At 62.7% G+C, this 24,717-nt stretch carries 25 protein-coding genes; 14 read left to right on the forward strand and 11 right to left on the reverse strand.

The window, feature by feature from the left end:
* Positions 1-54 precede the first annotated feature (54 nt).
* From OX462_RS19525 to OX462_RS19535, 3 genes are all read right to left on the reverse strand, one after another.
* Positions 55-591, reverse strand: coding sequence for a ferritin-like domain-containing protein (locus OX462_RS19525; RefSeq protein ID WP_070224913.1), 537 nt, complete (start codon positions 589-591; stop codon positions 55-57).
* Positions 592-698: 107 nt separating this feature from the next.
* Complete coding sequence (locus OX462_RS19530; protein WP_070224912.1) at positions 699-1,598, reverse strand: OmpA family protein; 900 nt, start codon at positions 1,596-1,598, stop codon at positions 699-701.
* Between the two features lie 25 nt (positions 1,599-1,623).
* Complete coding sequence (locus OX462_RS19535; RefSeq protein WP_070224911.1) at positions 1,624-2,028, reverse strand: DUF4398 domain-containing protein; 405 nt, start codon at positions 2,026-2,028, stop codon at positions 1,624-1,626.
* Between the two features lie 261 nt (positions 2,029-2,289).
* Between OX462_RS19535 and OX462_RS19540 the strand changes: the two genes are divergently transcribed.
* Positions 2,290-4,326: an AsmA family protein gene (locus tag OX462_RS19540; protein WP_409026851.1), complete on the forward strand. Its 2,037-nt coding sequence runs from the start codon at positions 2,290-2,292 to the stop codon at positions 4,324-4,326.
* A gap of 169 nt (positions 4,327-4,495) precedes the next feature.
* A complete protein-coding gene (locus OX462_RS19545; RefSeq protein WP_034758955.1) occupies positions 4,496-4,714 on the forward strand; it encodes a YMGG-like glycine zipper-containing protein in 219 nt (72 codons plus the stop codon).
* A gap of 119 nt (positions 4,715-4,833) precedes the next feature.
* Here the strand turns inward: OX462_RS19545 and OX462_RS19550 are convergent, their stop codons facing one another.
* Positions 4,834-5,610: a Crp/Fnr family transcriptional regulator gene (locus OX462_RS19550; protein WP_083293670.1), complete on the reverse strand. Its 777-nt coding sequence runs from the start codon at positions 5,608-5,610 to the stop codon at positions 4,834-4,836.
* A 183-nt stretch (positions 5,611-5,793) separates the two neighbouring features.
* Between OX462_RS19550 and OX462_RS19555 the strand changes: the two genes are divergently transcribed.
* The 4 genes from OX462_RS19555 (at position 5,794) to OX462_RS19570 (ending at position 8,041) form a co-directional block, all read left to right on the forward strand.
* Entirely contained in the window at positions 5,794-6,468 is a 675-nt protein-coding gene (locus OX462_RS19555) for an outer membrane lipoprotein (protein ID WP_409026852.1), read from the forward strand.
* A 165-nt stretch (positions 6,469-6,633) separates the two neighbouring features.
* On the forward strand, positions 6,634-6,879 hold the full coding sequence (locus tag OX462_RS19560) for a hypothetical protein (RefSeq protein WP_070224908.1): 246 nt from the start codon (positions 6,634-6,636) through the stop codon (positions 6,877-6,879).
* A 166-nt stretch (positions 6,880-7,045) separates the two neighbouring features.
* Positions 7,046-7,192, forward strand: coding sequence for a lmo0937 family membrane protein (locus tag OX462_RS19565; RefSeq protein ID WP_121670992.1), 147 nt, complete (start codon positions 7,046-7,048; stop codon positions 7,190-7,192).
* Positions 7,193-7,405: 213 nt separating this feature from the next.
* The gene (locus OX462_RS19570; protein ID WP_409028766.1) at positions 7,406-8,041 is read left to right on the forward strand and encodes a YiaD family glycine zipper/OmpA-like lipoprotein; all 636 of its coding nucleotides are present in this window, start codon (positions 7,406-7,408) and stop codon (positions 8,039-8,041) included.
* A 70-nt stretch (positions 8,042-8,111) separates the two neighbouring features.
* Here the strand turns inward: OX462_RS19570 and OX462_RS19575 are convergent, their stop codons facing one another.
* Positions 8,112-10,958, reverse strand: coding sequence for a M16 family metallopeptidase (locus OX462_RS19575; RefSeq protein WP_409026853.1), 2,847 nt, complete (start codon positions 10,956-10,958; stop codon positions 8,112-8,114).
* Between the two features lie 285 nt (positions 10,959-11,243).
* Between OX462_RS19575 and OX462_RS19580 the strand changes: the two genes are divergently transcribed.
* The 3 genes from OX462_RS19580 (at position 11,244) to OX462_RS19590 (ending at position 13,785) form a co-directional block, all read left to right on the forward strand.
* A complete protein-coding gene (locus OX462_RS19580; RefSeq protein ID WP_409026854.1) occupies positions 11,244-11,582 on the forward strand; it encodes a hypothetical protein in 339 nt (112 codons plus the stop codon).
* Positions 11,583-11,600: 18 nt separating this feature from the next.
* On the forward strand, positions 11,601-13,148 hold the full coding sequence (locus OX462_RS19585) for a TerC family protein (protein WP_070312973.1): 1,548 nt from the start codon (positions 11,601-11,603) through the stop codon (positions 13,146-13,148).
* A gap of 67 nt (positions 13,149-13,215) precedes the next feature.
* A complete protein-coding gene (locus OX462_RS19590; protein WP_070291349.1) occupies positions 13,216-13,785 on the forward strand; it encodes a DUF3617 domain-containing protein in 570 nt (189 codons plus the stop codon).
* On the opposite strand, the gene OX462_RS19595 is transcribed toward OX462_RS19590, so the two are convergent.
* Positions 13,773-14,846 carry a porin gene (locus OX462_RS19595; RefSeq protein ID WP_409026855.1) on the reverse strand — a complete coding sequence of 358 codons (1,074 nt, stop codon included), beginning with the start codon at positions 14,844-14,846 and terminating at the stop codon, positions 13,773-13,775. The genes OX462_RS19590 and OX462_RS19595 overlap by 13 nt on opposite strands.
* 356 nt (positions 14,847-15,202) lie before the next feature.
* Here OX462_RS19595 and OX462_RS19600 point away from each other — a divergent pair, with 356 nt between their 5' ends.
* From OX462_RS19600 to OX462_RS19615, 4 genes are all read left to right on the forward strand, one after another.
* Positions 15,203-17,314, forward strand: a complete 2,112-nt coding sequence (locus tag OX462_RS19600) for a site-specific recombinase (RefSeq protein WP_070225020.1) — start codon at positions 15,203-15,205, stop codon at positions 17,312-17,314.
* Positions 17,315-17,325: 11 nt separating this feature from the next.
* A complete protein-coding gene (cls, locus tag OX462_RS19605; protein ID WP_409026856.1) occupies positions 17,326-18,702 on the forward strand; it encodes a cardiolipin synthase in 1,377 nt (458 codons plus the stop codon).
* Between the two features lie 96 nt (positions 18,703-18,798).
* Positions 18,799-19,044, forward strand: coding sequence for a type II toxin-antitoxin system ParD family antitoxin (locus tag OX462_RS19610; protein WP_070224900.1), 246 nt, complete (start codon positions 18,799-18,801; stop codon positions 19,042-19,044).
* The gene (locus tag OX462_RS19615) at positions 19,037-19,327 is read left to right on the forward strand and encodes a type II toxin-antitoxin system RelE/ParE family toxin (protein WP_070224899.1); all 291 of its coding nucleotides are present in this window, start codon (positions 19,037-19,039) and stop codon (positions 19,325-19,327) included. The genes OX462_RS19610 and OX462_RS19615 overlap by 8 nt, the downstream gene beginning before the upstream one ends.
* Before the next feature lie 15 nt (positions 19,328-19,342).
* On the opposite strand, the gene OX462_RS19620 is transcribed toward OX462_RS19615, so the two are convergent.
* From OX462_RS19620 to OX462_RS19630, 3 genes are read right to left on the reverse strand one after another with little or no spacing between them, the layout of a single operon-like run.
* Positions 19,343-20,161, reverse strand: coding sequence for a metallophosphoesterase family protein (locus tag OX462_RS19620; RefSeq protein ID WP_070224898.1), 819 nt, complete (start codon positions 20,159-20,161; stop codon positions 19,343-19,345).
* Positions 20,162-20,170: 9 nt separating this feature from the next.
* Positions 20,171-21,079: a diacylglycerol/lipid kinase family protein gene (locus OX462_RS19625; protein ID WP_139143132.1), complete on the reverse strand. Its 909-nt coding sequence runs from the start codon at positions 21,077-21,079 to the stop codon at positions 20,171-20,173.
* Between the two features lie 11 nt (positions 21,080-21,090).
* Entirely contained in the window at positions 21,091-21,843 is a 753-nt protein-coding gene (locus OX462_RS19630; protein WP_306798503.1) for a phosphatase PAP2 family protein, read from the reverse strand.
* 147 nt (positions 21,844-21,990) lie between these two features.
* On the opposite strand from OX462_RS19630, the gene OX462_RS19635 reads away from it, so the two are divergent.
* Positions 21,991-22,215 (forward strand): hypothetical protein, encoded by a 225-nt coding sequence (locus OX462_RS19635; RefSeq protein WP_010396348.1) that lies wholly within the window; start codon positions 21,991-21,993, stop codon positions 22,213-22,215.
* A gap of 107 nt (positions 22,216-22,322) precedes the next feature.
* On the opposite strand, the gene OX462_RS19640 is transcribed toward OX462_RS19635, so the two are convergent.
* A complete protein-coding gene (locus tag OX462_RS19640; protein WP_099409913.1) occupies positions 22,323-23,435 on the reverse strand; it encodes an AI-2E family transporter in 1,113 nt (370 codons plus the stop codon).
* A 92-nt stretch (positions 23,436-23,527) separates the two neighbouring features.
* Positions 23,528-24,712: a DUF1501 domain-containing protein gene (locus tag OX462_RS19645; protein ID WP_070224895.1), complete on the reverse strand. Its 1,185-nt coding sequence runs from the start codon at positions 24,710-24,712 to the stop codon at positions 23,528-23,530.
* Positions 24,713-24,717: the final 5 nt, after the last annotated feature.

Consider the following 24,717-nt stretch of genomic DNA (forward strand, 5'->3'; position numbering starts at 1 on the left):
TAGCTCCTTAGCTGTGGATGAATGTAGTTACTATACCTACTTTACTCAAAAACACTATTCCATTAGATCGCGCATGTCATCGGCGTGCTCTTCTTCGACAGCCATGATTTTGATCAACAAATGGCGTGTGGTCGGGTCCTTGTCGCCAATTTTGACGATCATCTGGCGATACGACTCGATCGCTACCCGTTCCGCGATCAGATTGGCACGCACCATGCTTTGCACGTCTTCGGAGTCATCATACTCGGCATGGCTGCGCGCAAGCAATGTTGCAGGATTAAAATCTGGCTTGCCATTGAGTTGCACGATGCGTTCGGCCAGCCAGTCGGCATGTTCCTGCTCCTGTTGCGCATGCTCAAGGAACTCGGCCTTGATGGTGCCATTGTCGCGCCCGCTCACGGTGTAGTAATGGCGTTTATAGCGCGCAATACACACCAGTTCGGTGGCCAGCGCCCCATTCAACAGGGTGATCAACTCCTGGCGGTCGCCCTGGTAGCCGGCCGTCACGGCGCCGTCATCGAGGTTTTTGGCGGCGGCGCGGATGGCGGCCGTATCGATGCCAGCTGGAATCTCAACAGATGTTTGGGTCATAATGCTTCCTTTCAAGTATTACATGGGTATCCACCGGCCAAGTAGCGGCCGGTGCTGCCTACTAATAAATCAAACGCCAGGCAAAAACCGTAGTTTGGCCTGGTGTTTTAACGGCGGGCGGGAATGGCCGTGTTATCTTCCGACAAGACGATTTCCACACGGCGATTCAGCTGGCGGTTTGCCGCAGTATCGTTGCCGGCGGCCGGATAGGCGGCGCCATAGCCTTTCGTGGCGATGCGGTCACGGCTGATGCCTTGCTCCAGCAGCGCATTGCGCACGGATTCGGCGCGGCGTTGCGACAATTCCAGGTTGTGCGCGGAACCACCCGTGCTATCGGTAAAGCCTTCGATCAGCACGGTGCGCTGCGGGTTGTTTTTCAGCACCTCGGCCAGCTTGCGCGCCGTATTCACGCCATCGGCCGTCAGGTTCGCCTTGTCCGTGCCAAACAGCACGTCGCCCAGGGTAATGACCATGCCGCGTTCGGTTTTCTTGGCGGCCAGGTCGGCCAGCTGCGCTTCGAGTCCGGCGGCGCGCGCTTGCGCATCGCGGGCCGATGCTTCGGCAGCCTGAGCCTGGGCCTTGGCCGCTTCCGCATCCGCTTGCGCCGTCTGGGCGCGGGCCGTGGCCTGGTCAGCCTGCTGCGTGCGCGCATCGAGGCGCAACTGGTCGCGCTGCTTGCCCGCGTTGGCGATATCGGCTTCGGCCGCTTTCTGCTTGGCGACTTCTTGCGCCGTGGCTATCTTTTGCTTGGCCAGGTAGGCCAGCTTGTCGACTTTTTCGCTATCTTCCTGGCGCGTGGCGGCGGCGTTTGCCGCTTCCAGCGCAGCGCTCGCTTCGCGGAATTCGCGTGGCGCATAGGTCGATACCATCGGGTTCGATTGCGCCGCCATGTAGTCGCCGCGGGTCTGGTCGAGCAGGCTGGTGGTGGTCGGTGCGGAACTGCAGGCGGCAACGAGGGCGGCCATGGCCAGCAGGCCGGGAATGGTGGTGTAAGTAGCTTTTTTCATGATGGAATCCTGTTCTTATTCTTGGTTATTGTTTCGGGGCTTGCTGATTGGCACGGTCGAGTTCTTCGCGCATGACGCGGATGTTCTCGTTGATTTCATCGGCGGCGCTGGTGGCCTTGGCCGAGTTGGCCTTGCTTTGCGCCAGCTTGGCATCGGCTTGCGCCTGGTCGGCCAGGTCGCGCGCCGTTTTGTAGTCACGGTCTTTCAGGGCCTGGTTAGCCATGCGCATTTTTTCGCGGGCCGAACGCATTTCATCGGGTGCCAGGTCGGCAGCGCCGGCGCTGGCGGCGTTATCGACGGCGGCGCGCGACACGGCGACATCGGCCGTGGCTGGCGTTTTCAGGCTCGAGCAGCCCGTCATCAGGACAACGGCCGTGGCGCAGGCGGCCAGGGCGGCCAGTGGGGAAATCTTGAAATCTCGGTTTGTCATTTTTTTTCTCCTGGAGAATGTGTAAGCGTTAGGGTTCATACGTCGGTGCATCTGGAATCAGGAACGGCGTTTGATGTAGACGTTATAGGCTCCGGCTCCCCGCATATCCGTTCGGTGCCGCACATAGAGTAAGAAATCGACAATACTTGCATCGGCAACGTGCGCCAGCGCACGTGCCGGACCGTAAAAGCGAGAAACGGGCCCGGCTGAGGAGCGATTCCTGTAGCATCGTGAATACTTGTCCAGAAAGAATCGTCTACCATGCAACTGTCCCGCCGTCAGAAAATCTCCCTCGCCAGCGCCGCCGTGCTCATCGCCCTGCCCGTCACCGCCTCCATCGTCCTGATGAATATGGACTGGAACCGCGCCAAGCCCTGGCTCAATGCGCGCGCCAGCGAAGCGCTGGGGAGACCGTTTGCCATCGAAGGCGACCTGACGCTGACGTGGCAGCAGCCCACGACGGGAGGCAAACAAGGCTGGCGCGACTATTTGCCATGGCCGCACCTGCAGGCAAAGGATGTGCGCCTGGGCAACCCAAGCACCATGTCCGGGACGGACGACGGGGCGCAGCTGGCCACCGTCAGCCAGCTGGCGTTCTCGCTCAATCCCCTGGCCCTGCTGGACAAGAAAATCATCATTCCGCAATTGCGCTTCGACACGCCGCAGGTGCGCTTGCTGCGCAACAAGGACGGCAAGAACAACTGGACCTTCGACAAACAGGAGCAGCCATCGCCGTGGCAGCTGGAATTGCAAGGCGTGGTCTTCAGCAAGGGCACCGTGTATCTGGACGATGCTGTCACGAAAACGGCGATGCGCGCCGATGTCGACACCATCGCGAACGATGCGCGCTACGGCATCGCCTGGACGCTGTCGGGAAAATACCATGGCGAAAGCGTCAAGGGCGGCGGCAAGGCCGGCGGCGTGCTGTCGCTGCAGCAGCAAGGCACGCCCTTCCCCATCCAGGCCGACATGCGCGCGGGCGGCAGCAGCATGGCCATCGAAGGCACCCTGACGCGTCCAGCCAAGCTGGCCGCGCTCGACGTGCGCCTGAAGCTATCGGGACCCAGCATGGCGAGCCTGTATCCATTGACGGGCGTGCTGCTGCCGGAAACGCCGCACTTCAGCACGGAAGGCCATTTGACGGGTACCCTGGCGCCGCGCGGCGGTGAATGGGTGTATGACAAGTTCACCGGCAAGGTGGGTTCCAGCGACATCAGTGGCAAGCTGGCCTTTTCCGCCAGCACGCCGCGCAAGCGCCTGACGGGAGAAGTCCACTCGCGCCTGCTGCAATTTTCCGACCTGGGCCCGCTGGTGGGCGCCGATTCCAGCGCCAGCAAGAAGGAACGGGGCGTGGCATCGACGCAGCCGGCCGGCCGCGTGCTGCCGGTGGAAACGTTCAAGACGGAGCGCTGGACCAGCCTGGACGCCGACGTGCGCTACACGGCCGACAAGATCACGCGCGATGCCGAGCTGCCAATCAGCAAGCTCGACACGCATGTGGTGCTGACGGATGGCGTGCTGTCATTGACGCCGCTCAACTTCAACGTGGCGGGCGGCACCCTGACGTCGCAAATCAAGCTCGACGGCAGCGGCAAGGTCATCGCCAACGGCATCGCGGCCGAACTCAAGGCCAGCGCCCGCCACCTGCACATCCAGCAACTGTTTCCCCGCCTGCCCGCCCTGCAAGCGAGCGTGGGCGAAATCAATGGCGACGCTTCGCTGTCGGCCACGGGCAATTCCGTCGCCACCCTGCTGGGCAGCTCGAACGGCGAAGTGCGCGCGCTGATCAACCGGGGCAGCATCAGCAAGCTGCTGCTGGAAGAAATGGGCTTGAATATCGGCAGTGTCGTGCTGGCCAAACTGTCTGGCGACAAGCAGGTCAAGCTGAACTGCATGGCCGCCGATTTCGCCGTCACCAAAGGATTGATGCAGACGCGCCAGTTTATCGTCGACACGGATGATGCCGTCCTGCATATCGATGGCACGGTGAACCTGGCCGATGAACGGCTGGACCTGACCCTGCGGCCGGACAGCAAGGGCTTGCGCGTCTTTTCGCTGCGCTCGCCCCTGTACGTGCATGGCACTTTCAGCAAGCCCGACGTGAGCGTCGACAAGGGCGTGCTGGCCTTGCGCGCCGGCGGCGCACTGGCGCTGGCCGTGGTGGCGCCCGTGGCGGCGCTGCTGCCGCTGGTCAATACCGGCCCCGTCGAAGATAGCGAGTGCGCGGCCCTGCTGGCCCAGGCGCGCGTGAAACCGGTGGCGCCCAAGCCGGGGAAAGCCGTGCGCAAGGGGCGCTGAGCGCGGCGTGGGCGCCTTTACAATTGTTACACCCCTATGTGCGTTGCCGAACAGACCCTGCCTTGCCGCAATCCTATGCTGTGATCGTGCCTGAAACACACGGCGTCACGAAGTCATCCGGCCCATACCATGCCGGCGCCACGAGGTCTGAATTCATAGGAGAACTATCATGCAAATCATTAAAAAAATCGCCGCTACCACTTCCGTTGCCGCCCTGCTGCTGAGCCTGACGGCTTGCGCCAACATGTCCGGCCAGGATAAAAACACCGCCATCGGCGCTGGCGTCGGCGCCGTTGCCGGTTCCGTGCTGACCGGCGGCAGCGCTGTCGGCGCAGTCGGCGGCGCCGCTGTCGGCGGCGTGATCGGTAACCAGGTCAAGCCGAAGTAATTATTGCTCAAGAAAGCGGGGTGGGTGCGCAGGCGCCCGCCCCGCTTTTTTGCGTCTGCGGCACAAGGATAAAAGCAGGCGGGATGAAGGCAAGCCTGATGCAAGGCAAGCGAGGAAAGTCAGACGAAGACGTTTGCCATGCCGATGGTGCCGCTGTCCTTGACCAGCTCGTAGCAGCGGCAGGAGACAGCTTCCAGGCCGGCGGAATCAAGGATTTCTATATTGCCGCGGCTGTAAGTGATGAGTTTTTGCTGTTGCAGCGCGCTCGCTGCCTTGGTCACGCCGACCCGCCGCACACCCAGGGTATGGGCGAGGAATTCATGCGTGAGGTGAAATTTTTCGGATTGCAGGCGGTCGCGCGTGATCAGCAGCGAACGGGCCAGGCGCGCCTCGAGCACGTGGAAGCGGCTGCACACGGCAATCTGGATGGCTTGCGCCAGCAGGGTATCCGTGTAGCGGTACAGCAAGCGCTGCAGGGACTCGAGCTGGGCGAACTCGGCGCAGAAATCGGCCCGCGCGATGCGGCTGGCCATGCCGGAACGTTGCACCACGGCACGCACTTGCGCCAGCTCATGACCGAGCGCGACGGACGCGCCCAGCACGCCTTCGCGGCCGACCGAGCCCACTTCCAGGGTCATGCGGCCTTCCGCCACGGCCAGCAGCGAGATCAGGCAGTCGCGGGGGAAATAAATGTGGCCGATAGGCTGGCCCGGTTCGTACAGCACCTCGCCTACCTCGACCGTGACCGTATCGAACAACGCCGTCAAGTGCCGCAAATCGTGCTCGGGCAGGCTGGCCAGCAAGCGGTTGCCGGCGTCAGGCGCGCCCACGGACGACCCCAGGCCGGATCGGCCTGTATCGCGGGACAGGGTCATGCTGGCGTTCGTTAGTGGCATTGCTTTTCCTTGGTGTCGTTACAACTCGACATAATTTTTACTTAGCCTACGGTGCAGTACCGCCCATGTATGTACGGTGACGCACGGAAGCGAAGCAAGCGGCACAGCACACTGGCAATACACGCGAATCGCACGGATAACACGCACTACCCATTTCATTATTTTAAAAAACAGGAGCTTTCCATGACCACCACCACCAAATCCCTCCATCCTCTGGTACTTGCCGCCGCCGTCGCCGTCCTGCTGTTCTGCGGCGTGGGCACGGCGGCCCTGATGGGCTGGCTGCCTTCGTCCCAGAGCGACAGCCGGCCACTGGCGGCCGGCACTTCGGCCGAACAGATGGCCAACCTGCAGGCGAACCAGCCGCCAGCGAACCTGCAGCCTGCCGGTGCGCAGCCGCTGGCCGCCCTGCCGCCTCAGCAGCAACAGCAGCAACAGCAGCAACAGCAGCAGCCAGTGCGCCAGCCGCAGCCCCAGCAGCAACCACAACAGCAATACGCGGCTGCCCCGACGCCGCAAGTGTGCAGCAACTGCGGCGTGATCGAAGCCATCCATGAAGTCAATACGCGCGCCGAAGGCAGCGGCGTGGGCGCGGCCGGCGGCGCCGTCGTCGGCGGCTTGCTGGGCAACCAGGTCGGCGGCGGCCACGGCAAGCAGCTGGCCACCGTGCTGGGCGCCGTAGGCGGCGCCGTGGCCGGCAATCAGATCGAAGGCAGCGTGCGCGCCACGCGCAGCTACAACATCGTCGTGCGCCTCGATAACGGCAAGACGCGCACCGTGCACCAGAGCGCCGCGCCGAACTGGCGCCAGGGCGACCGCGTGCGCGTCGTCAACGGCGGCTTGCGCGCCATGGGCTAAGCGGAGCGCGGCGGCGCCGCTGCCGCGATGAGTTGCAAATTCAACACACGCCCGGCCTGTCCGGGCGTTTTCTTTTTGACAATGTTCGTTGGCGTACAGATGAGTTTGCCGTCCCGCGAGATGATGCATTCAAGAAAGTTCAACGAATATCTTCAAGGAGGTGCGATGGAAAACGACAAGACAAACAGTCACCGGATCTGGCTCGGCTTTATCGGTGGCGGCATATTGGCCACGGCGCTGGGCTTTTGCGCGCTGGATCTGGCGCCCGTGCAAACAAGCGCGCCCGTGTTTGGCGTCATGCTGCTGTTGACCGGCGGCATGGTCAGCTGCCTGGCCGGCGCCGTCGGCATGGCCGGCATGCTGGCCTGGATACCGGGCATGGCCGATGAACACGCCGACCGCTCCCGCTAGTTGAGCCTTGTGTACGACAGCGTACAGAACACAATGAAAACAAAGTAGACACTTAGTCATGGCATAAGCGTTCAGCGACCCGGTCGCTGCGCAATGACAAAAACTGATGACGGCGCAAGGCCAAGGCAGCCGCCGTCATCCACACATTACTCTCGGAGGACACATCATGCTGTATACAATCGCCGTCGTACTCATTATTCTTTGGCTGCTGGGCCTGGTAACTTCCTATACCATTGGCGGCTTCATTCACATCCTCCTGGTGGTGGCAGTCATCATGATCCTGTTGCGTCTGATCAGCGGGCGCGGTTTATAGAGGCCAATCCATTGGCCAGACAGGGGCGGCGCGCGTGCAAACGGGCGCCGCCCTTTTTCCGCCTTTTGCGTACAGTGCGCGCGCACTGGCACACTGCGGCATTTTGCAGTAACGTGTGCAGGTAATTCCTGGGTATGTCCCAATAACAAAACAAGGAGAAAATCCATGAAAGAAGCATTCAAAAAAGGCCCTGGCACCACATCCCTGATCGGTATGCTGGTGATCGCACTGGCCGCCACCGGCTGCGCGGATATGTCCTCGACGCAACGTGGCACGGCCACGGGCGCCGGCATCGGCGCGGGCCTGGGCGCCTTGATCGGCGGCACCACCGGTGGCGGCAGCAGCGGCCGCACGGCCGGCGGCGCGCTGATCGGTGCCGCAGCTGGCGCCGTGGTCGGCAATATCTGGTCGAACCGCATGGAAAACCAGAAGCGCGCGATGGAGCAAGCGACACAGGGCACCGGCGTGCAAGTGTCGCAAACGGCCGATAACCGCCTGAAAATGGAAATCCCCAGCGACATTTCCTTCGACACCAACCGCGCCGACATCAAGGGCAACTTCCGCCCCATCCTCGACCGCTTTGCCGCCACCCTGAACGAAAACCCGAACACCACGGTCAGCATCATCGGCCATACGGACAGCACGGGCAGCGATTCCATCAACGAACCGCTGTCGGTGGAACGCGCGGCCCACACGCGCGACTACCTGGCCATGCGCGGCGTCTCGCCGACGCGCGTCGTCACGGAAGGCCGCGGCGCCCGCGAGCCGATCGCCTCGAATGCGGATGCGGCCGGACGCGCACGCAATCGCCGCGTGGAGATCTACGTAGCCGAGCTTGCTCCGCGCTAAGCTGACACGCATCAATAAAAAACCCGCTGGCAAGTGACCTTGCCAGCGGGTTTTTTCTATGTGAAACGGATTATTTCGACGTCGTTGCCTTCGCGCCGCTTTCGCCCTCTTTCGCCACCTTGGCAAAGTCGCCCGCCGTCACGATCGAGACGGCCGATGGCTTCAGGTACTCGCGCAGGCCCTGGTTCACTTGCGCCAGCGTCAAGGCGGCCACTTTCGCTTCCAGGTCCTTGTCGTAAGCCATGGTACGGTCTTGCGCCAGGTAGCTGGCGAGGCCGCTGGCCAGAGCGCTGTCCTGCGTGCGGCTTACTTCTTCCGATTGCAGCCAGCCCTTTTTCGCCTCGGCCAGTTCCGCTTCCGAGAACCCGTCGGCCAGCGCCTTGGCGATTTCCTCGCGCAGGGCCGCTTCCACCTTGACCGTGTTTTGCGGCGCGCTGATGGCATACGCCATCCAGTAGCCGGCCGGCTCGCGCGACGGCACGCTCACTTGCGAACCGACGCCGTACGACAGGCCTTCCTTCTGGCGGATGCGGTCGGCCAGGCGGCTGCGCAAGGCGCCGCCACCGAGCATGTGATTGGCGATCAGCAAGGCCGGATAGCTGGCGGCGTCATCCTTGAGGGGAATCGGCTGGATGGCGAACAGCACGCTGTTGGCCTTGTCCGGCGTTTCCAGCGTGACTTTCTCGCCGCTCACAGGCTTAACGGCATCGGGAATGCGCACATACGGCTGCTGCGTCTTCCAGCTGCCGTACAGGCTGGCCACTTGCGCCTTCAGCGCGGCCGGGTCGAAGTCGCCCACGGCGGCAAACGTGGCGTTCGACGCGCCATAATAGGCGCCATGGAAGGCTTTCACATCGGCAACCTTGATGGCTTTCCATTGTGCCAGTTCGGCCGGCAAGGTGGCCACGTGGCGCACATGGCCTTCCGGCGTGGCGTCGAGCAGGCGGCGGAAGGCGTTCACGGCCAGCGGCTGCGGCTCAGGCAATTCCTGCTCGGCGCGGCCGACGCGCTCGCGCTGCAATTCCAGAAATTCCGTTTCGTTCAAGGCCGGCTTTTGCAGCACTTGCGCCAGCAGGTCCATGGCGGCAGGCAACTTCTCGCGCTTGCCCGTCAGCATGGCGGTCACGCCTTCGGCGCCGCCGGAGATGGCTACTTGCATGCCCAGCTGGTCGAACTTGTCCTTTACTTCCTGGCGCGACAGTTTATCCGTGCCGCGCGACAACAGACTGGCCGTGTAGCTGCCCACTTGCCCCTTGCCGCGCAGGCTCTCTTCGCTGCCGAGCTGCAGTTTCAACACGACGCTGACGGTATTGCCCTTGGTTTTCTTCGGCAGCAAGGCGCCCTTCAAGCCGTTCGGCAAGGTAAAGCGCGTGGTGCGCGCTTCGATATTGTCGGGACTGGGGTCGAACGCTTCGCCCTGCGCCACGACGGCGCGGCCCGTGTAGCCGGCCAGTTGCGGCGCCACGTCGGCATAGGCCGGCACAACGGTACGGTCCGGCGCATCGGTGGGGATGAAGCGGCCCAGGGTGCGGTTCGAGCTCTTCAGGTATTTCTCGGCCGCCGCCTGCACCTGCGCCGTCGTCAGCTTGTCGAGCTGGTCGCGCTGCAGGAAGAACAGACGCCAGTCGCCGGCCGCCAGCGACTCCGTCAGGGCGATCGTCATGCGCGCCGTATTCGACGTGATCAGTTCGACCTGCTTGTTCAGCTGCTGTTTCACGCGCGCCACTTCCGCATCCGTGACCGGCTGCGATTTCAGTTCTTCCAGCACTTTCAGCATGGCCGCTTGCGCCGCGTCGAGGTTGCCATCGACGGGCACCAGGGCGCCGAACAGGTTGTAGCCCGGCTCCAGATTGCTCACCGAGTTGTATTCGATCTTGCTGGCCAGCTTGGTTTCCACCAGCGCCTTGTGCAGGCGGCCGGCGGGCGCGTCCGTCAGCACGTGACCGAGCACCTCGATGGCGACAGCGTCCGGGTTGCCGGACGGCGCCACGTGGTAGCCGGCGCCGACGAACTGCGTGCCGCCGCTGCGGCGCACCGTCACGGCGCGCTCGCCATCCTGCACGGGTTCGGCCGTGTAGGTCGGTTCGATCACGCGCGTCGGTTTCGGGATCTTGCCGAACAGTTCATTGATCTGCTTCAACACCTTCGCTTCATCGAAGCGGCCCGCCACCATCAGCACGGCGTTATCCGGCTGATAATATTTATGGTAGAACGCGCGCAGGCGGGGAATGTTGACCTGTTCGATGTCGGAACGGGCGCCGATGGTCGACTTGCCGTAGTTGTGCCAGTCGTAGGCAACGGCCTGGATGCGTTCGCTGGTCACGCCGATCGGGTCGCTCTCGCCCATTTCGAACTCGTTGCGCACGACCGTCATTTCGCCCTTCTGCGTCTTCGGATTCCACAGATCGTTCTGGTCGATGGCCGCGTTGACCATGCGGTCCGCTTCCATGGCCAGCATCTGGCGCAGGTTGTCGTCGTTGGCGGGGAAGGTGGCGTAGTAATTGGTGCGGTCGTACCAGGTGGTGCCGTTGAAATCTGCTCCTGTCGAGTTCAGGATCTCGACGGGAGTTTTCGTGCCCTTCCTGACGCCGAAGTTGGCGCTGGGCTTGAACAGCAAGTGCTCGAGCAAGTGGGCCATGCCCGTTTCGCCATAGTTTTCATGGCGCGAGCCGACCAAGTAGACGATGTTGGTGGTCAGGGTCGGCTTGCTGGCATCGGGAAACAGCAGCACGCGCAAGCCATTGGCCAGGCGGTATTCGGTGATGCCTTCGACGGACGTGACTTTGACGGCGGCGGCACGGTTCGATGCGGCCTTGCCGGTTTTCTGAATCGGCGCGGCTTCGACCGGGGTGGCGGCCAGGATGAACGACGGCGAGAGGATGCCGGCGGCAAGCAGGAGGGCGGTAATTGGTTTCAAATCGGAGTCCTGGTAGCACTACGTTATTAGACAAGCGCAAAAGCGGGCGCAATGGAATACGAATGCAAGAATTGCCATGGACCCGCGCTGCGTCTTCGCTGCCCAGGGAAATCATTGCTCTCGCAATTTACGTCATGCTTGTCAGTTACGCAAGTGCCTGTCATCGGGCTGTTATGTGCGCGTGTTATACTCCACGGTTCCGGAACTATCTGCCTGTATATGAGACGAGCTCTCGTCCTGCTCTGCCTTTTTGTCTTCATTGCCTTACCCCAGGCGTTCGCCAGCATGGCTGACGCCAGCCCTTCCCCATTCCAGCATGCAGTCGCGGCCGGCACTACTGCCACGCCTGCCTTCGTCGCCGATTGCCTTGACCCCGGCGCCCATGCGGGCTTGACCGGCGACAGCTGCGACGCCGACGAATGCGACAACGACCCCATCACGCTCTACCCGACCTCGCGCCAGGGGGCGCCGTTTTGCGCCATCATTTGGCAAGCGGGACCGGGGGCACTTGCCGAAGCGGACGCGCGGCAGGCCACCCGGCCGCCGCGCGTCCGCCGCCACATCACGCACTCGCAACACGATTCCCTGGGGCACTGGCCGCCAGGCAAGCTTGATACTTACTGACTTTACAAGGTTACACACATGGAATGGTTATTTGACCCGACAATCTGGGTCGGCCTGCTGACGCTGGTCGTACTGGAAATCGTACTGGGTATCGACAACCTGATTTTCATCGCCATCCTGGCCGAAAAGCTGCCGCCGCACCAGCGCGACAAGGCCAGGGTGCTGGGCCTGACCCTGGCCCTCGTCATGCGGCTGGGCCTGCTCTCGCTGATTTCCTGGCTCGTCACCCTGACGACGCCATTGTTTTCCATATGGGCCTTCTCGTTTTCGGGGCGCGACCTGATCCTGCTCATCGGCGGCCTGTTCCTGCTGTTCAAGGCCACCAGCGAGCTGCACGAGCGCCTCGAAGGCGTCACGCATGCGCAGACGGGACCGAAAGTCTACGCCGGCTTCGGCCTCGTGGTGGCGCAGATCGTCGTGCTCGACGCCGTCTTTTCGCTCGACGCCGTCATCACGGCCGTCGGCATGGTGGAAAACCTGTACGTGATGATGGCGGCCGTCGTCATTTCCATCGTCGTCATGATGCTGGCCTCAAAGGTGCTGACGCGCTTCGTCAACGCCCATCCCACCGTCGTCGTGCTGTGCCTGAGCTTTTTGCTGATGATCGGCCTGTCCCTGGTGGCCGAAGGCCTGGGCTTCCACATCCCGAAAGGCTATCTGTACGCCGCCATCGGTTTCTCGATCGTCATCGAGTTCTTCAACCAGCTGGCGCGCCGCAACTTCCTCAAGCTGCAGTCGAATGCGCCGCTGCGCGACCGCACGGCGCAAGCCGTGCTGAGCCTGCTGGGCGGGCGCAAGGGCCGCGAAGCCGTGGAAGAGCACGAAGTCAAGGAATTGCCCGACGTCTCCGCCTTCGGCGTGGAAGAGCGCAACATGGTCAGCGGCGTGCTGACCCTGGCCGAACGCTCGATCCGTTCCGTGATGACGCCGCGCGGCGACGTCTCCTGGGTCAACCTGAACGACAGCAGCGAGAAGATGCTGCAATTGCTGCGCGACACGCCGCACAGCATGATTCCTGTCTGTAATGATGACCTCGACAATGTGGTCGGCATCGCGCGCAGCAAGGACCTGATCGAGGACCTCGTCTCGCGCGGCAAGATCGACCCGGCCAGCATGCGCGAAGCCGTCGTCGTGCCGGAAGCGGCCGGCGTGCTGAAAGCCATGGAGACCTTGAAGCGCTCGCGCGGCCAGCTGGTGCTGGTGGTAGACGAGTTCGGCACCGTGCAAGGCGTGCTCACGCCGATCGATATCCTGGAAGCCATCGCCGGCGAATTCCCCGACGAGGACGAGCAGCCGGACGTGGAAGTGCTCGGTCCCGGCCACTGGCGCATCGACGGCGCGACGGACCTGCATTACCTGGAGCAAGTATTCGAGACGGAAACCCTGGTCAGCGAAGACGGCGAGTACAACTCGCTGGCCGGCTTCCTGCTGGCGCATTTCGAAAACATGCCGGCCGTGGGCGAAGTGCTGGAACTCGACGATCTGCGCTATGAGATCCTCGAGGCCGACGAGCGCCGCATCGCCAGCGTGGACGTGCGCCGCATCGAGCCCGATCACAGTTTGTAACACAATGGCAAGCGTGCCCCGCTTGCCATGCCGTATGCTGGGGTCTGCCTTTTCCGGAGACGCCCACATGAAACATTCTTTGCTACGCCTGACCCTGCTCGCTTGCGCCGCCTTCGGCAGCCAGGCCATGGCCGCCGCGCCATCGGCCACCATCAAGCCTGGCCTGTGGCAAGTCGACAGCAAGATGGCGTCGCCCGACGCCGCCACCGACAACGCCATGTCCATGGTGCTGCAGCAACTGGGCAACCTTCCTCCCGATCAACGCAAGCAGCTGGAAAGCATGGCGGCCAGCCGCGGCATGGCCATGCCCACCGTGGGCGCCGACGGCGCCGTGCGCGTGACGGCGTGCGTGACGCCGGACATGGCGGCGCGCAAGCAGATTCCCACGGGCCAGCCCGGCGATTGCACCTCGAAGAACAAGGACATCGCGGGCGGCATGCAGGTGTCGTTCACGTGCGCGAATCCGAAATCGAGCGGCGAAGGCCAGGTGCTGTTCTCGGGCGACCAGGCGTTCAGCATGCAGCTGGCCGTGACGACGAGCGCGCGCGGCACGCCGGAACAGGTGAATGTGACGAGCAACGGCAAGTGGCTGGGAGCAACGTGCCCTGCCCCATCCGCCGCCGCTCAGAAACCGTGACGGAAGCCCATATTAAAAGCCGCGTCGCCGCGCCCCGCATCGCTGGCATTGCCCACCGTGTAGCGGGCGCCGTTCTTGTTGTGGATCTTCGCGTAGGACGCGTAGAAATCGCTGCGTTTTGACAGGGAATACGTGAGGCCGACGGCCACCTGTTTGGCGTCGCGGTTGGCCAGGTCGCGATCATCCTTGCGCACGTACGAGGCCAGCAGCTTGAAGCCGCCCACGGGCACGGACACGCCCAGCAGAGTGTCGCGGCTGTCCGACGACGACATCGACAGGGCCAGCGAGCTGTAGGCATTGTTCGGGTCCCACGGCGAGCTGCCATAGCCCTTGTTCACGCCCACGGCGGCAAAGGCGGTGGCCACTTTCAGGTCGATGTTCGCCGCGATCAGGGTGTTGCGCGACGACATGTCGATGGCGGGCAAGGTGCCGGAGGCGAGGATGAAGTTGTTCTTGCGCTGGTGCGACACGCTGACATTCACGGCGCCGGACGAATAGCCGAGGGTGGCGCCATACGCGCGGTTGTTGGCGCTGCTGTACGGCGACTCGCCGAAGCTGTAGATGGCGCTGGCCGTCACGCCGCGCAAGGCGGGCGTCACGTATTTGACGGTATTGTCGTAGCGTTTCACGCTGTAGCCGGCCAGGTTGCTGGCGCTGCCGGCCATGCCGCCCTTGAACGGGTCGGCCACGTCGGTGAGCGCCAGGTATTGCAGGTTGTACTGGCGCCCCAGGGTCAGCGCGCCCAGGCGGCTGTCCAGGCCCACGTAGGCTTGCCGGCCGAACAGGCGGCCATCTTCCGACTGGCCCGTGTCGTTCTGGACGCCCGCTTCCAGGGTAAACACGGCGGAAACGTCGTTGCCCAGCGCTTCGCGCCCCTGCACGCCCAGGCGCGAGCCGGAGGCGACGCCGCCGGACACCTTGGTGCCGGCGCAACCGGCGGCGCAGCCCTGCTCGGCCACGATGCCCGCGTCGAGCACGCCGTACACGGCAACGTTGGTGGATGCGGCACTGCCCGCGCCATCGGCAGCCTGGGCCGTCGCGCCCAGCGCGAAAGGCCCCATCCCTATCACAGCAAGCGCAAAATACGAGGTCTTCATGATAAATATCTCGGTGACGTGAAAAGTAAACTACCCGGTATTGATCAGGACATGCGCTGTGTGTCTGATCCAAGTGTTACCTTATCCTCGCTTTTTGTCCAGCCATCCGTGCGTTGTACAACAGAAACTTCAGCTTAGTCCCAAGAAACACGTCGCACACTGACAACACGCAAGTTTGACCATGATTGTGGCAATTTGCGGCAAAATGGCGTGAATTGCAGCCCCTGCCGTAAAGCAATGTTCGGTGGCGAACGTTGCGCGATCTGACGCAGGCGGTACACTACTGGTTTTACCGACAGCGGCTCGCCCGTTTTTTCTGCATGCTAGCTATCCTCGAACGCATTGACCCCAACTCCAGCAATATCGACTTGCTGGTGGAATTATTCAACTCATTGCGTCCCAAGCGCCCCCACGACAGCGCTACCGCGATCGCCAACGTGCGCACCCTGCGCCAGCTTCTCAAAGGTAATCCCGCCCAGGCGCGCGCCCTGCACGAATACGTGCTGCGCGTGCTGGCCGCGCGCCGCCACGCCAGCCTGTACACGGATATCGGCGTGCTGTCGAACAGCGGCTTCTTTACAGAATTAAAACGCCGCATCGCCTACCGCATGCTGCCGCCCGCCCTTGGCGATGAATACCTGAACGACGCGCTCGATCAGGTGCTGTACCTGAAGACCGATTATTTGTGGATCAGCAACGTGCCTGCCACGGACTGGCTGGAACTGTTCGACGTGCTCACCAGCGACGAGGTCGAACTGGCCGTCGGCGACGGCAATATCATGTTGCCAGGGATGCTAGACGCCATCCGCACCTTGTCTTACCGCGTCTGCGCCATGGGCCTGGAGCCGGAACTGACGCGTTTCCACAATGAAATCGAAGTGTTCCAGTCGCCGTTCATGGTGCAGAACACGGAAGTGAACGCCTACCTGGATGCCTATTCGAGCCTGCTGCAAGGCGACATCGAGCACATCGAGGACGCGCGCCATTTGCTGGTGATGCTGGACCAGTGCGACGCCGTCATCGCCAAGATCCGCAAGAAGGCGCTGTACCAGGGCACCAGCATTCCCCTCACGTATTTACTGGTGGCGCTGGCGCAGAGCATCGACCGCCTGCGCAAGCTGCTGTTCCTCGTCGACACGAGCGGCGAGCTGCCCGCATCGAACAACGTGGACATTGACGCCATCACGGTCGACGCCACGCAGGACTTGCTGCACCCGCAGCCCGTCAGCCGCCGCCGCGCGGGCGCCGTGGGGCTGGCGCTGGAACTGATACGCGCGCATAACCACAAATACAAGGTCAGCGACCTGTTTTCCGACAATATCAACTTGCTGGCGCGCAATGTGACGGAAAACGCCAGCCGCACGGGCGAGCACTACATCGCGGAAAACCGCCGCGAAATGGGTGCCATGTTCCTCTCGTCCGCAGGCGCGGGCGTGATCATCGGCTTCATGGCCCTGTTCAAGATATTGATGTCGTATTTGCGCTCGGCGCCGCTGGTCGAAGCGTTCATGTTCAGCATGAATTACTCGATCGGCTTCATGTTCATCCACTTGCTGCACTTCACGGTGGCCACCAAGCAGCCGGCCATGACGGCCTCGCGCATCGCCGCCGGCCTGCACAGCAAGGATGGCCGGAATATCGACCTCGACAGCATGGCGGAACTGATCAACAAGGTCTTCCGCACGCAAAACATGGCCGTGCTGGGCAACCTGGCGACGGCCATCCCCACGGCGTGGCTGATCGCGCTCGGCTACAAGGCGATCACCGGGCACAACCTGGTGTCGCCGGAAAAAGCCATGCATCTGCTGCACGATATCGATCCCATCGGCAGCCCCGCCATCTTTTACGCCATGATCGCCGGCGTGTGCCTGTTCGTGGCCGGCCTGATTTCCGGCTACTACGATAACCAGGCGCTGTACACGCGCTGGGCGCAGCGCATCGCGCAATTGCGCGGCCTGGGCCGGGTGATCGGCCAGGAGCGCTTGCAGCGTCTGGGCCTGTACCTGGAAAACAACCTGGGCGGCCTGATGGGTAACTTCTATTTCGGTATTTTGCTGGGCTCCATCGGCACCCTGGGCTTTTTGATCGGCTTGCCCATCGATATCCGCCACATCACCTTCTCGGCCGCCAACTTTGCGACAGCCCTGGTGGGACTCGACCACAACATGAGCTGGCAACTGGCCGTCAAGTCGCTGTCGGGCATCTTCGCCATCGGCACGGCCAACCTGCTGGTCAGCTTCGGCCTGGCCCTGTGGGTGGCCCTGCGTTCGCGCCAGGTACGCTTCAAGCACGGCATGCAGTTGCTGAAGATTCTGGGCAAGCGTTTCCTGCGCTCCCCCATCGTCTTCTTCTTCGGTTCGAAAAACCCGCCGCCACTGGCACTGGCCGATGATACGGCAAACCTGTCACTGACAAACAAGGCTCAAAAATGACCGCTAGGCGCATGCAACCCTGTCTCACCGCCCTCCTGCTGTGCTGGACCCTGGCTGCATGCGCCTCGCTGCCCAATGTCAAGAACCTCAACACCACCCTCGAACCCGTGGCCAAGCCCAAGGTGATCACGGGCAAGGGCGCCGTGCTGAACGTCAACAGCCGGGCCGCCCTGCTCAACAAGCGCTGGGCCAAGTCCGGCATGGACTTGAAGACCCAGGCCGCGCTGGAAGAGGCGGCCACCGGCGTGCCTCTGATCAAGGGCAACAAGGTAACCCTGCTGTTTGACGGCCCGCAAACCATGGCCGCCATGTTCCAGGCCATCAGCGACGCCAAGACCAGCATCAACCTGGAAACGTACATCTTCGACCAGGACCCGCTGGGCCTGAAGTTTGCCGACATGCTGATCGAAAAGCAGCAGGCGGGCGTGACGGTCAACGTCATCTACGATAGCGTGGGCACCATCGGCGTGCCGCAGGCGTTTTTTGAGCGCATGCGCGCGGCCGGCGTGCGCCTGGTGGCCTTCAACCCCGTCAATCCGGCCAAGCTCAAGGGCGACGACTGGAAGATCAACAACCGCGACCACCGCAAGGTGCTGATCGTCGACGGCAAGACAGCGTTTACGGGCGGCATCAATATCAGCGATACCTATGCGAAAAGCTCGCTGTTCCGCTCGAAATCGAAGCCCACCGACAAGAAGGACGTGGGCTGGCGCGACACGCACGTGAAAGTGGAAGGCCCGGCCGTGGCCGCCTTCCAGTGGCTGTTCATCCGCACCTGGGCCCAGCAAGACCAGGCCGACTTGCCGGATGCCAATTATTTCCCCGTGCTGTCCGAAGTGGGCGACAAGCTGGTGCGCGTGGTGGCCAGCGAGCCGGAAGGCGGCTTTGAAATCTACAAGGCCTACATCCTTGCCATCCAGGAAGCAAAGAAATCGATCCACATCACGTCCGCCTATTTCGTGCCCGACCAGCAGACGGTCGACGCGCTGGTCGCGGCCGCCAAGCGGGGCGTAGACGTCACCGTGGTGCTGCCCGGCGTGTCCGACAGCGGCCTCGTGTTCCATGCGGGACACGCGCTGTACGACCAGCTGCTGGCCGGCGGCATCCGCATTTTTCACTTGAAACTGGCCGTGCTGCACGCCAAGACGGCCGTCATCGACGGCGCCTGGTCGACGGTCGGCTCGACCAACATCGACATGCGCAGCTTCCTGCACAACAGCGAGCTGAACGTGATCGTGCTGGGCGACAGCTTCGGCAGGGAAATGGAAAACGCCTTCCAGGAAGACTTGCGCGACTCGGAAGAGATCACCAAGGCGAAATGGGAAACCCGGCCCATCTCCGACCGCATGAAGGAATGGGCGGCCCGTTTCATGAATTACTGGTTATAAGCACCGATCAGGCGACTGGATATCTGCACAAATATGCACTATATTGCACCAATAGTATGACGATCGTCGTACTGCTCATATCTGGAGTGAACCATCATGGGAACCGTGCGCAAGACCATTACCTTGACGGACCAGCAGGACGACTGGATCAAGGCGCAAATTGACGCCGGGCGCTATACGAACGACAGCGAATACATCCGCGACCTGATCCGGCGTGAACAGGAACGCAGCGCCGAACTCGATGCGATCCGCGCGGCGCTGGTGGAAGGCGAGGCCAGCGGTGAACCCCAGCCTTTCGACGCCAGGGCTTTCAAGCAGAGAATGCTGGCAGCGCATGGCTGAATACCGGCTGACGCCCGCCACCGAGCATGATCTTGAGGCGATCTGGGCGTACACGTCGCAGCGCTGGAGCGTGCAGCAGGCCAGTCTTTATCTTGACAACATGACGGCAGCCTTCGATGACCTGGCACGCGCGCCCGAGACGGCACCGGCATGCGAGCAGATTCGGCCCGGCTACCGGCGCCGCAAAGTGGGACGGCACATGATTTATTTCCGCATCACTCACTATGGCATTGCCATCGTCCGCATTTTGCATGACCGCATGGATGCGGCACGCCATCTGTAATTAAAACATCATCGATCACAGCGGTCGCAAGCTGGCCCACACGCCGCCCTGGCGTTCGAACGCTTCCGTGCTGACCTTTTCAAACTCGGCGCTGTCTTCATTCCAGCTGTAGCGCTCGACCCGGATACAACTGTTTTCCACGCGCAGCACATTGAACGAGTTCGACTCGCCCCTGCCCCGCGTGGACGTGGCCGTGCCCGCCTGCACCATCAGGGCCGCGTAGCCGGCGATCTTGTAGCGCTCGGCCGTGTTGCCCGCCACGCTGGCATGCAAGTGTCCCGCCAGCAATAAATCCACGCCGCATTCGGAAAACATTTGCAGCGCCTGCGGCGCGCGGTCCACCAGGTCATCCTCGTCGAAGTGCTCGGGCAAGTCGAATGGATGGTGCGTGACGATGATGCGCGTCAAACCGGGCGGCAAGCGGCCCAGGCGTTCACGCAGGAAATCGATCTGCTCGTGGCTGATGCGCCCATCCTTGAACGTCAATGAACGGGCCGTGTTGATGCCCAGCACGGCGATTTCCTCGTCCACGTATTCGGGCGACAAATCGTCCGTCACGTGGCGCCGGTACTTCACCAGCGGCGTCAGGAAGCGGGAAAAGACGTTGTACAGGGGTACGTCATGGTTGCCCGGCACCACGATCTGCGGCCCCGGCAAGCTGTCGAGAAAGTGCCGCGCCGCCTGGAACTGGGCGCTGCGGGCCCGCTGGGTGAGGTCGCCCGAGACCACCACCACATCCGGTTCCAGGCGCTCGACCAGCGCGCGCAAGGGCGCCAGCAAATCCCCGTCGACCCGGCCGAAATGCAAATCCGATAAATGCACGATGGTACGCATGGCGTTCTCCTAGCTGGCGGCGGGCACGGACGCCGGCACGATCACTTCGAGCGCGGCCGTGCGGATGCGGTAGCGCAGTGGCGTATTCATGACGGTCACTTCGCCATCGGTGGCCACGCGCAGGCGGCGGTGTTTCGTGGCGATCTCCAGGTCGGTGGCCGTCAGCACATCGAAATCCTTGGCCTGCGACAACTTGCCGAACAGCGCGTGCAGGGCCAGGCGCACGAGGCCCAGGCGGCCCGGACGCTGCGCCACGTACAGGCTCAGCTGGCCACCGTTGAGGCGTTCGCGCTCGCCGATATTCAAGCCTTCCATCAGGTATTCATTATTGCCGATGAAGACGAAGGGCGTGCGCCGCGCATGCACGGCGTCGTTGAGTTTCAATTGCACGCTGAGAAACGGATAGCGGCGCAATGCGGCCACCAGCGCCCAGCTGAAGGCCAGCCACTTGCCCCGTCCCAGGCGGCGCTGCTGCTTTTCGCGGTCGCGCACGATATCGGGATACAGGCCCAGGCTGGAATTATTCAGGAAGATGCGGCCATTGACTTCCCCCACGTCGACCTGGTGCGGCACGCCCTGCGCCACGTTGGCAATCGCCGCATCGAGGTCAAGCGGGATATTCAAATCCTTGGCGAAGTGGTTCAAGGTGCCCAGCGGCAAGACGCCAAACGGCGTGCCGCTGCCGACGACGACGGACGCGACGGCATTGATGGTGCCGTCGCCGCCGCCGGCCACGACGATGGGCGCGCCATCGCGCAGGGCCTGCTCGGCCGTGGCGATCATCTCGGCCCCGCTTTGCGCCAGGGTGATGGCGGCGTCGAGACCCACGGCCAGGAATTGCGCTTCGAGCTGCTGCGCCCAGTCCGGCGCATAGCCGCAGCCGGCGCCCGCGTTGATGATGACGGCGATTTTGCTCAGGATCGTTCCCCTTATTTCGTTTGCCGGATATGCCGGCGGCGGCGCAGGGTCGACACGCCGGCGATGCAGATGGCGAGCCAGCCATAGCTTTCCGCCATGGCCGCCAGCACATCGCTCAGGTAATGCGCGCCCAAATAAATGCGGCTGAAGCCCACGAGCGACGCCATCAGGAATGCGCCCAGCGCGATGCCGATGCGCTTGCCCCAGGCGCCCGGCGCCGTCTGGCAAATCAGGTAGGCGGCCAGCAAGCCGTACAGGGCTGTCGAGGTGGCCGTATGGCCGCTGGGAAAGCTGTACGTGCTCAAGGCCGTCTGCAGGATGGGCTCGTCAAAGCTGGGCCGCGCGCGCACAAAAATGTACTTTAACAGCAGGTTCAAAAACATGACGCCCGGCATGGTGATGACCAGGGTAAACAGCCAATAGTCAGCGCCCTTGCGGTGCAGATACCAGCCCAGCAAGACGGCCAGGGTGATGGCGCCGATCACGCCATGCATATGCGTAACGACCAGCAGCACGCTGGTGATCCACGGCACGGCATGCCGGTTGAACCACTGCGCCACCTGCAAGTCGATCACGGTGATCTGCTCCATGCCCATCACGGCTTCGGCGATCTCGTGGAAGACCACGATGGCCACCAGCATCAGGGCCACACCGACCGTCATATGCAGGCCCAGTTCGCCTTCGGGCGACAGGCGCGCCTCGACGAAGCGGCGCAGTTTCATGGTCCAGCCCGTGGTCACGCCCATGTCATTATTCTCTTGCAAACTGATCTCTCTTTCTTGTTCCTGGCGATGATCAAAAAAACCACACCAGCAAAAAAATACTGTTTATTCATACAGTAGCTGTGTATTCATACAGTAGTTATGCTATTCTGATGACTCGTTCAACACATCTCCCTCAAAGGAATTGTCATGGCAACATTGAATAGCGGTTTTGGCTCACGGTTCGGCCTGGAATACGCCCCAAGCTCTTTCCTCGTCCGCATGGGCAAGCGCGAAATCCTCGTCTGCCGCGACTTCCGCAAGCGCTACTACACCGTCAATCCCTTGATCGAGTGCGGTACGGGCATCGAGCCGGGCTATGTTGAAGTGCTGCTGATGCGCCGTTGGCTCCTCATTTTATCCAAGGCGCATTAAGAATGACTTTAAAACAAGGTGCTTGCACTCTGTTTTGAAGTCTGCTCCGCCCGGCCACGCCGGGAGCGCGCCAGTACCGGCCAGCGGCAACGCTGGCCGACCCCTCATTACTGCGTGCGTTCCGGTGCGGCCGGGCTGGCAGGTGTATTCGCGCTTGTCTTGACAGGCGCCGCCTTGTCGAACACATTCGCCTCGTACCACAAGGTCACGAACAGCACCATCACGACGGGGCCGATGAACAGGCCCACGAGGCCCAGAGTTTCCACGCCGCCCAAAATGCCGAACAGCACGGCCAGGAAAGGCAAGCGGGTAGCGTTGCCGATCATGCCGGGACGCACGAAGTGATCGGCCACGAACAGCACCACGGTGCCCCAGGCGGCCACGCCGATGGCGGCTCCTACATTACCCTGGAACACCAGCAAAGCGGCCGCGCACAGGTAAGCGAGCGGCGCGCCGAACGGGATGATGGCCAAAATACCGGTGGCGAACGCCCACAGGGCCGGCGACGGCAAGCCGGCAATCGCATAGGCGAAGCCGATCAGCACGCCTTCGGCCAGGCCCACGAGCACCAGGCCATTGACGGTGGCGCGGATGGCCGTGGGGATCTTTTGCGCATAGCGGCCCCAGCGTTCAGGACGCAAAAAATGGCTGCCGACGGCCGTGATCTGGCGCGTCAGCGCTTCGCCATCCTTGTAAAAGAAAAACAGGCATAGAAAGGCCAGGCCGAAATCGACCAGGCGGTGGAAGACGTCCGCGCCCAGCACCTTGAGCATGTCGCGCGCGGAATGAAAACCGCCCACGGCGCTGCCCGCAAAGAAGTGACCGAGGCCGTGGGGCTGGCTCAGGGTGGCTTGCCACCAGTCGCCGATGGCGCTGCCGGCCAGCGGAATATGCGCCACCCAGTCCGGCACGGGCAAGCCGTCCGTATTCGCATGGACGACGAAATTGGCCAGCACGGGCACTTCGCGCGCCGCCTGCGCCACGCCGAACAGCACGGGGATGATAAAGATGCAGGCGAACGCCAGGGTCAGCACGGCGGCCGCGATGATGGTGCGCTGGCCCAGCGCCGCGCGCACGCGCAGGTACAGGGGCCAGGTGGCCACGCACAGGATGCCGGCCCACACGAGCGGCAAAAAGAAACGCTGCATGACGAAGGCCGTCACGGCGATCAGGGCCAGGGAAAAGCCTGCGCTGACGATGTCGCGCTGGGTATCGGTCATACCACTCCATTCGTGCCCGGCGCCGGGAAGCGCGACGGGACTTAGCTACGCGCCAGTTGCGCAGGCGTAGCGTAACACGGAGCCATGGCGATTTATACGAGGCCCAGCTCCACCGGTTTGACGCCGGCAAACACGTGCTCGAGTTGCGCCGGCGTCAAACCGAAGGTGCGGCGCAGCAAGCCGCCCAGCACGGCGCGGTATTCATTGAGCACGGGCATGTCGCGGTTCTGGAACAGCGTCGCCTGCGACATCGCCACCTGCTCGCCCGCCACCTGCTTGCCCTTGATGCCGCCGCCGAGCACCCAGAACACGCTGCCGTGGCCATGGTCCGTGCCGCGGTTGCCGTTTTCGCGGAAGGTGCGGCCAAATTCGCTGACGACGACGACGACGGTATTGCGCCACTCGCTGCCCATTTCCTGCGAAAACGCGGCCAGGCCCCGGCCCAGCTCATCGAAGCGCCCCGCCAGGTAGCCATTCGCGCCGCCCTGCCCCACGTGCGTATCCCAGCCGCCCACGTCGACGAAACCGAGGTTGTATTTGTCCTTCATCAAGCGCGCGATGCGCTGCGCTTCCAGTTCAAAGCCCTTGGTACTGATGGCGTTGCGGTTGGCCGCCTGCATTTCTCCCGTCAATTCCCGGCTCACGTCCTCGCGCACGGCAAAGCCCGCGCTGACCGGTTGCTGCAGAGGCGTGCCCTTGTACATCGCCGCGATGAGCTGGCTTTGACGCGCATCGATACCGGACTTGCCCACGGAACGCAGCCCCATGTTCGGCACTTGCACGTCGCCCTGGAAGATCAGGGGCAGCTGGTCCGTGAAGGAAATGGCGTGCTTGCCGCTATTGAGGCTTTGCGCCAGCCGGTTCAAAAAGCCCGAACGGAAATCGCGGCGCCCGCCCAGTTCCTGCCCCAGTTCGATGCTGTCCTGCGTCTCGAAATGGCTGCGCGTCAAATCCGTCGTGCCGGCAAACGGAATGAAGGCCGCCTCGCCGCCCGTGAACATCGGGTAGATGGTCTCGCGCAAGGCCGGATGCAGGGCCCAGTCGGCGTTCAAGGCCAGCGCGCCGTTGTCCGCACCCGGTTTCGCGATGGCGATATTCGGCCGCGATGCATAATAAAAATCGCTGCCGATGGGCACCAGCAGGTTGTTCGCGTCATAGCCGCCGCGCAGGAAGACGAACAGCAGCTTCGCATTCGTGGCGGGCGCGGCCAGCAAGCCGCCCGCGTGCGACAACAGGGGCGCGGCGGCCAGGGCTTTCAACAAGTCACGACGGTTCATGGCGA

The organism is Janthinobacterium aestuarii (assembly GCF_046113285.1).
GTDB lineage: Bacteria > Pseudomonadota > Gammaproteobacteria > Burkholderiales > Burkholderiaceae_D > Janthinobacterium.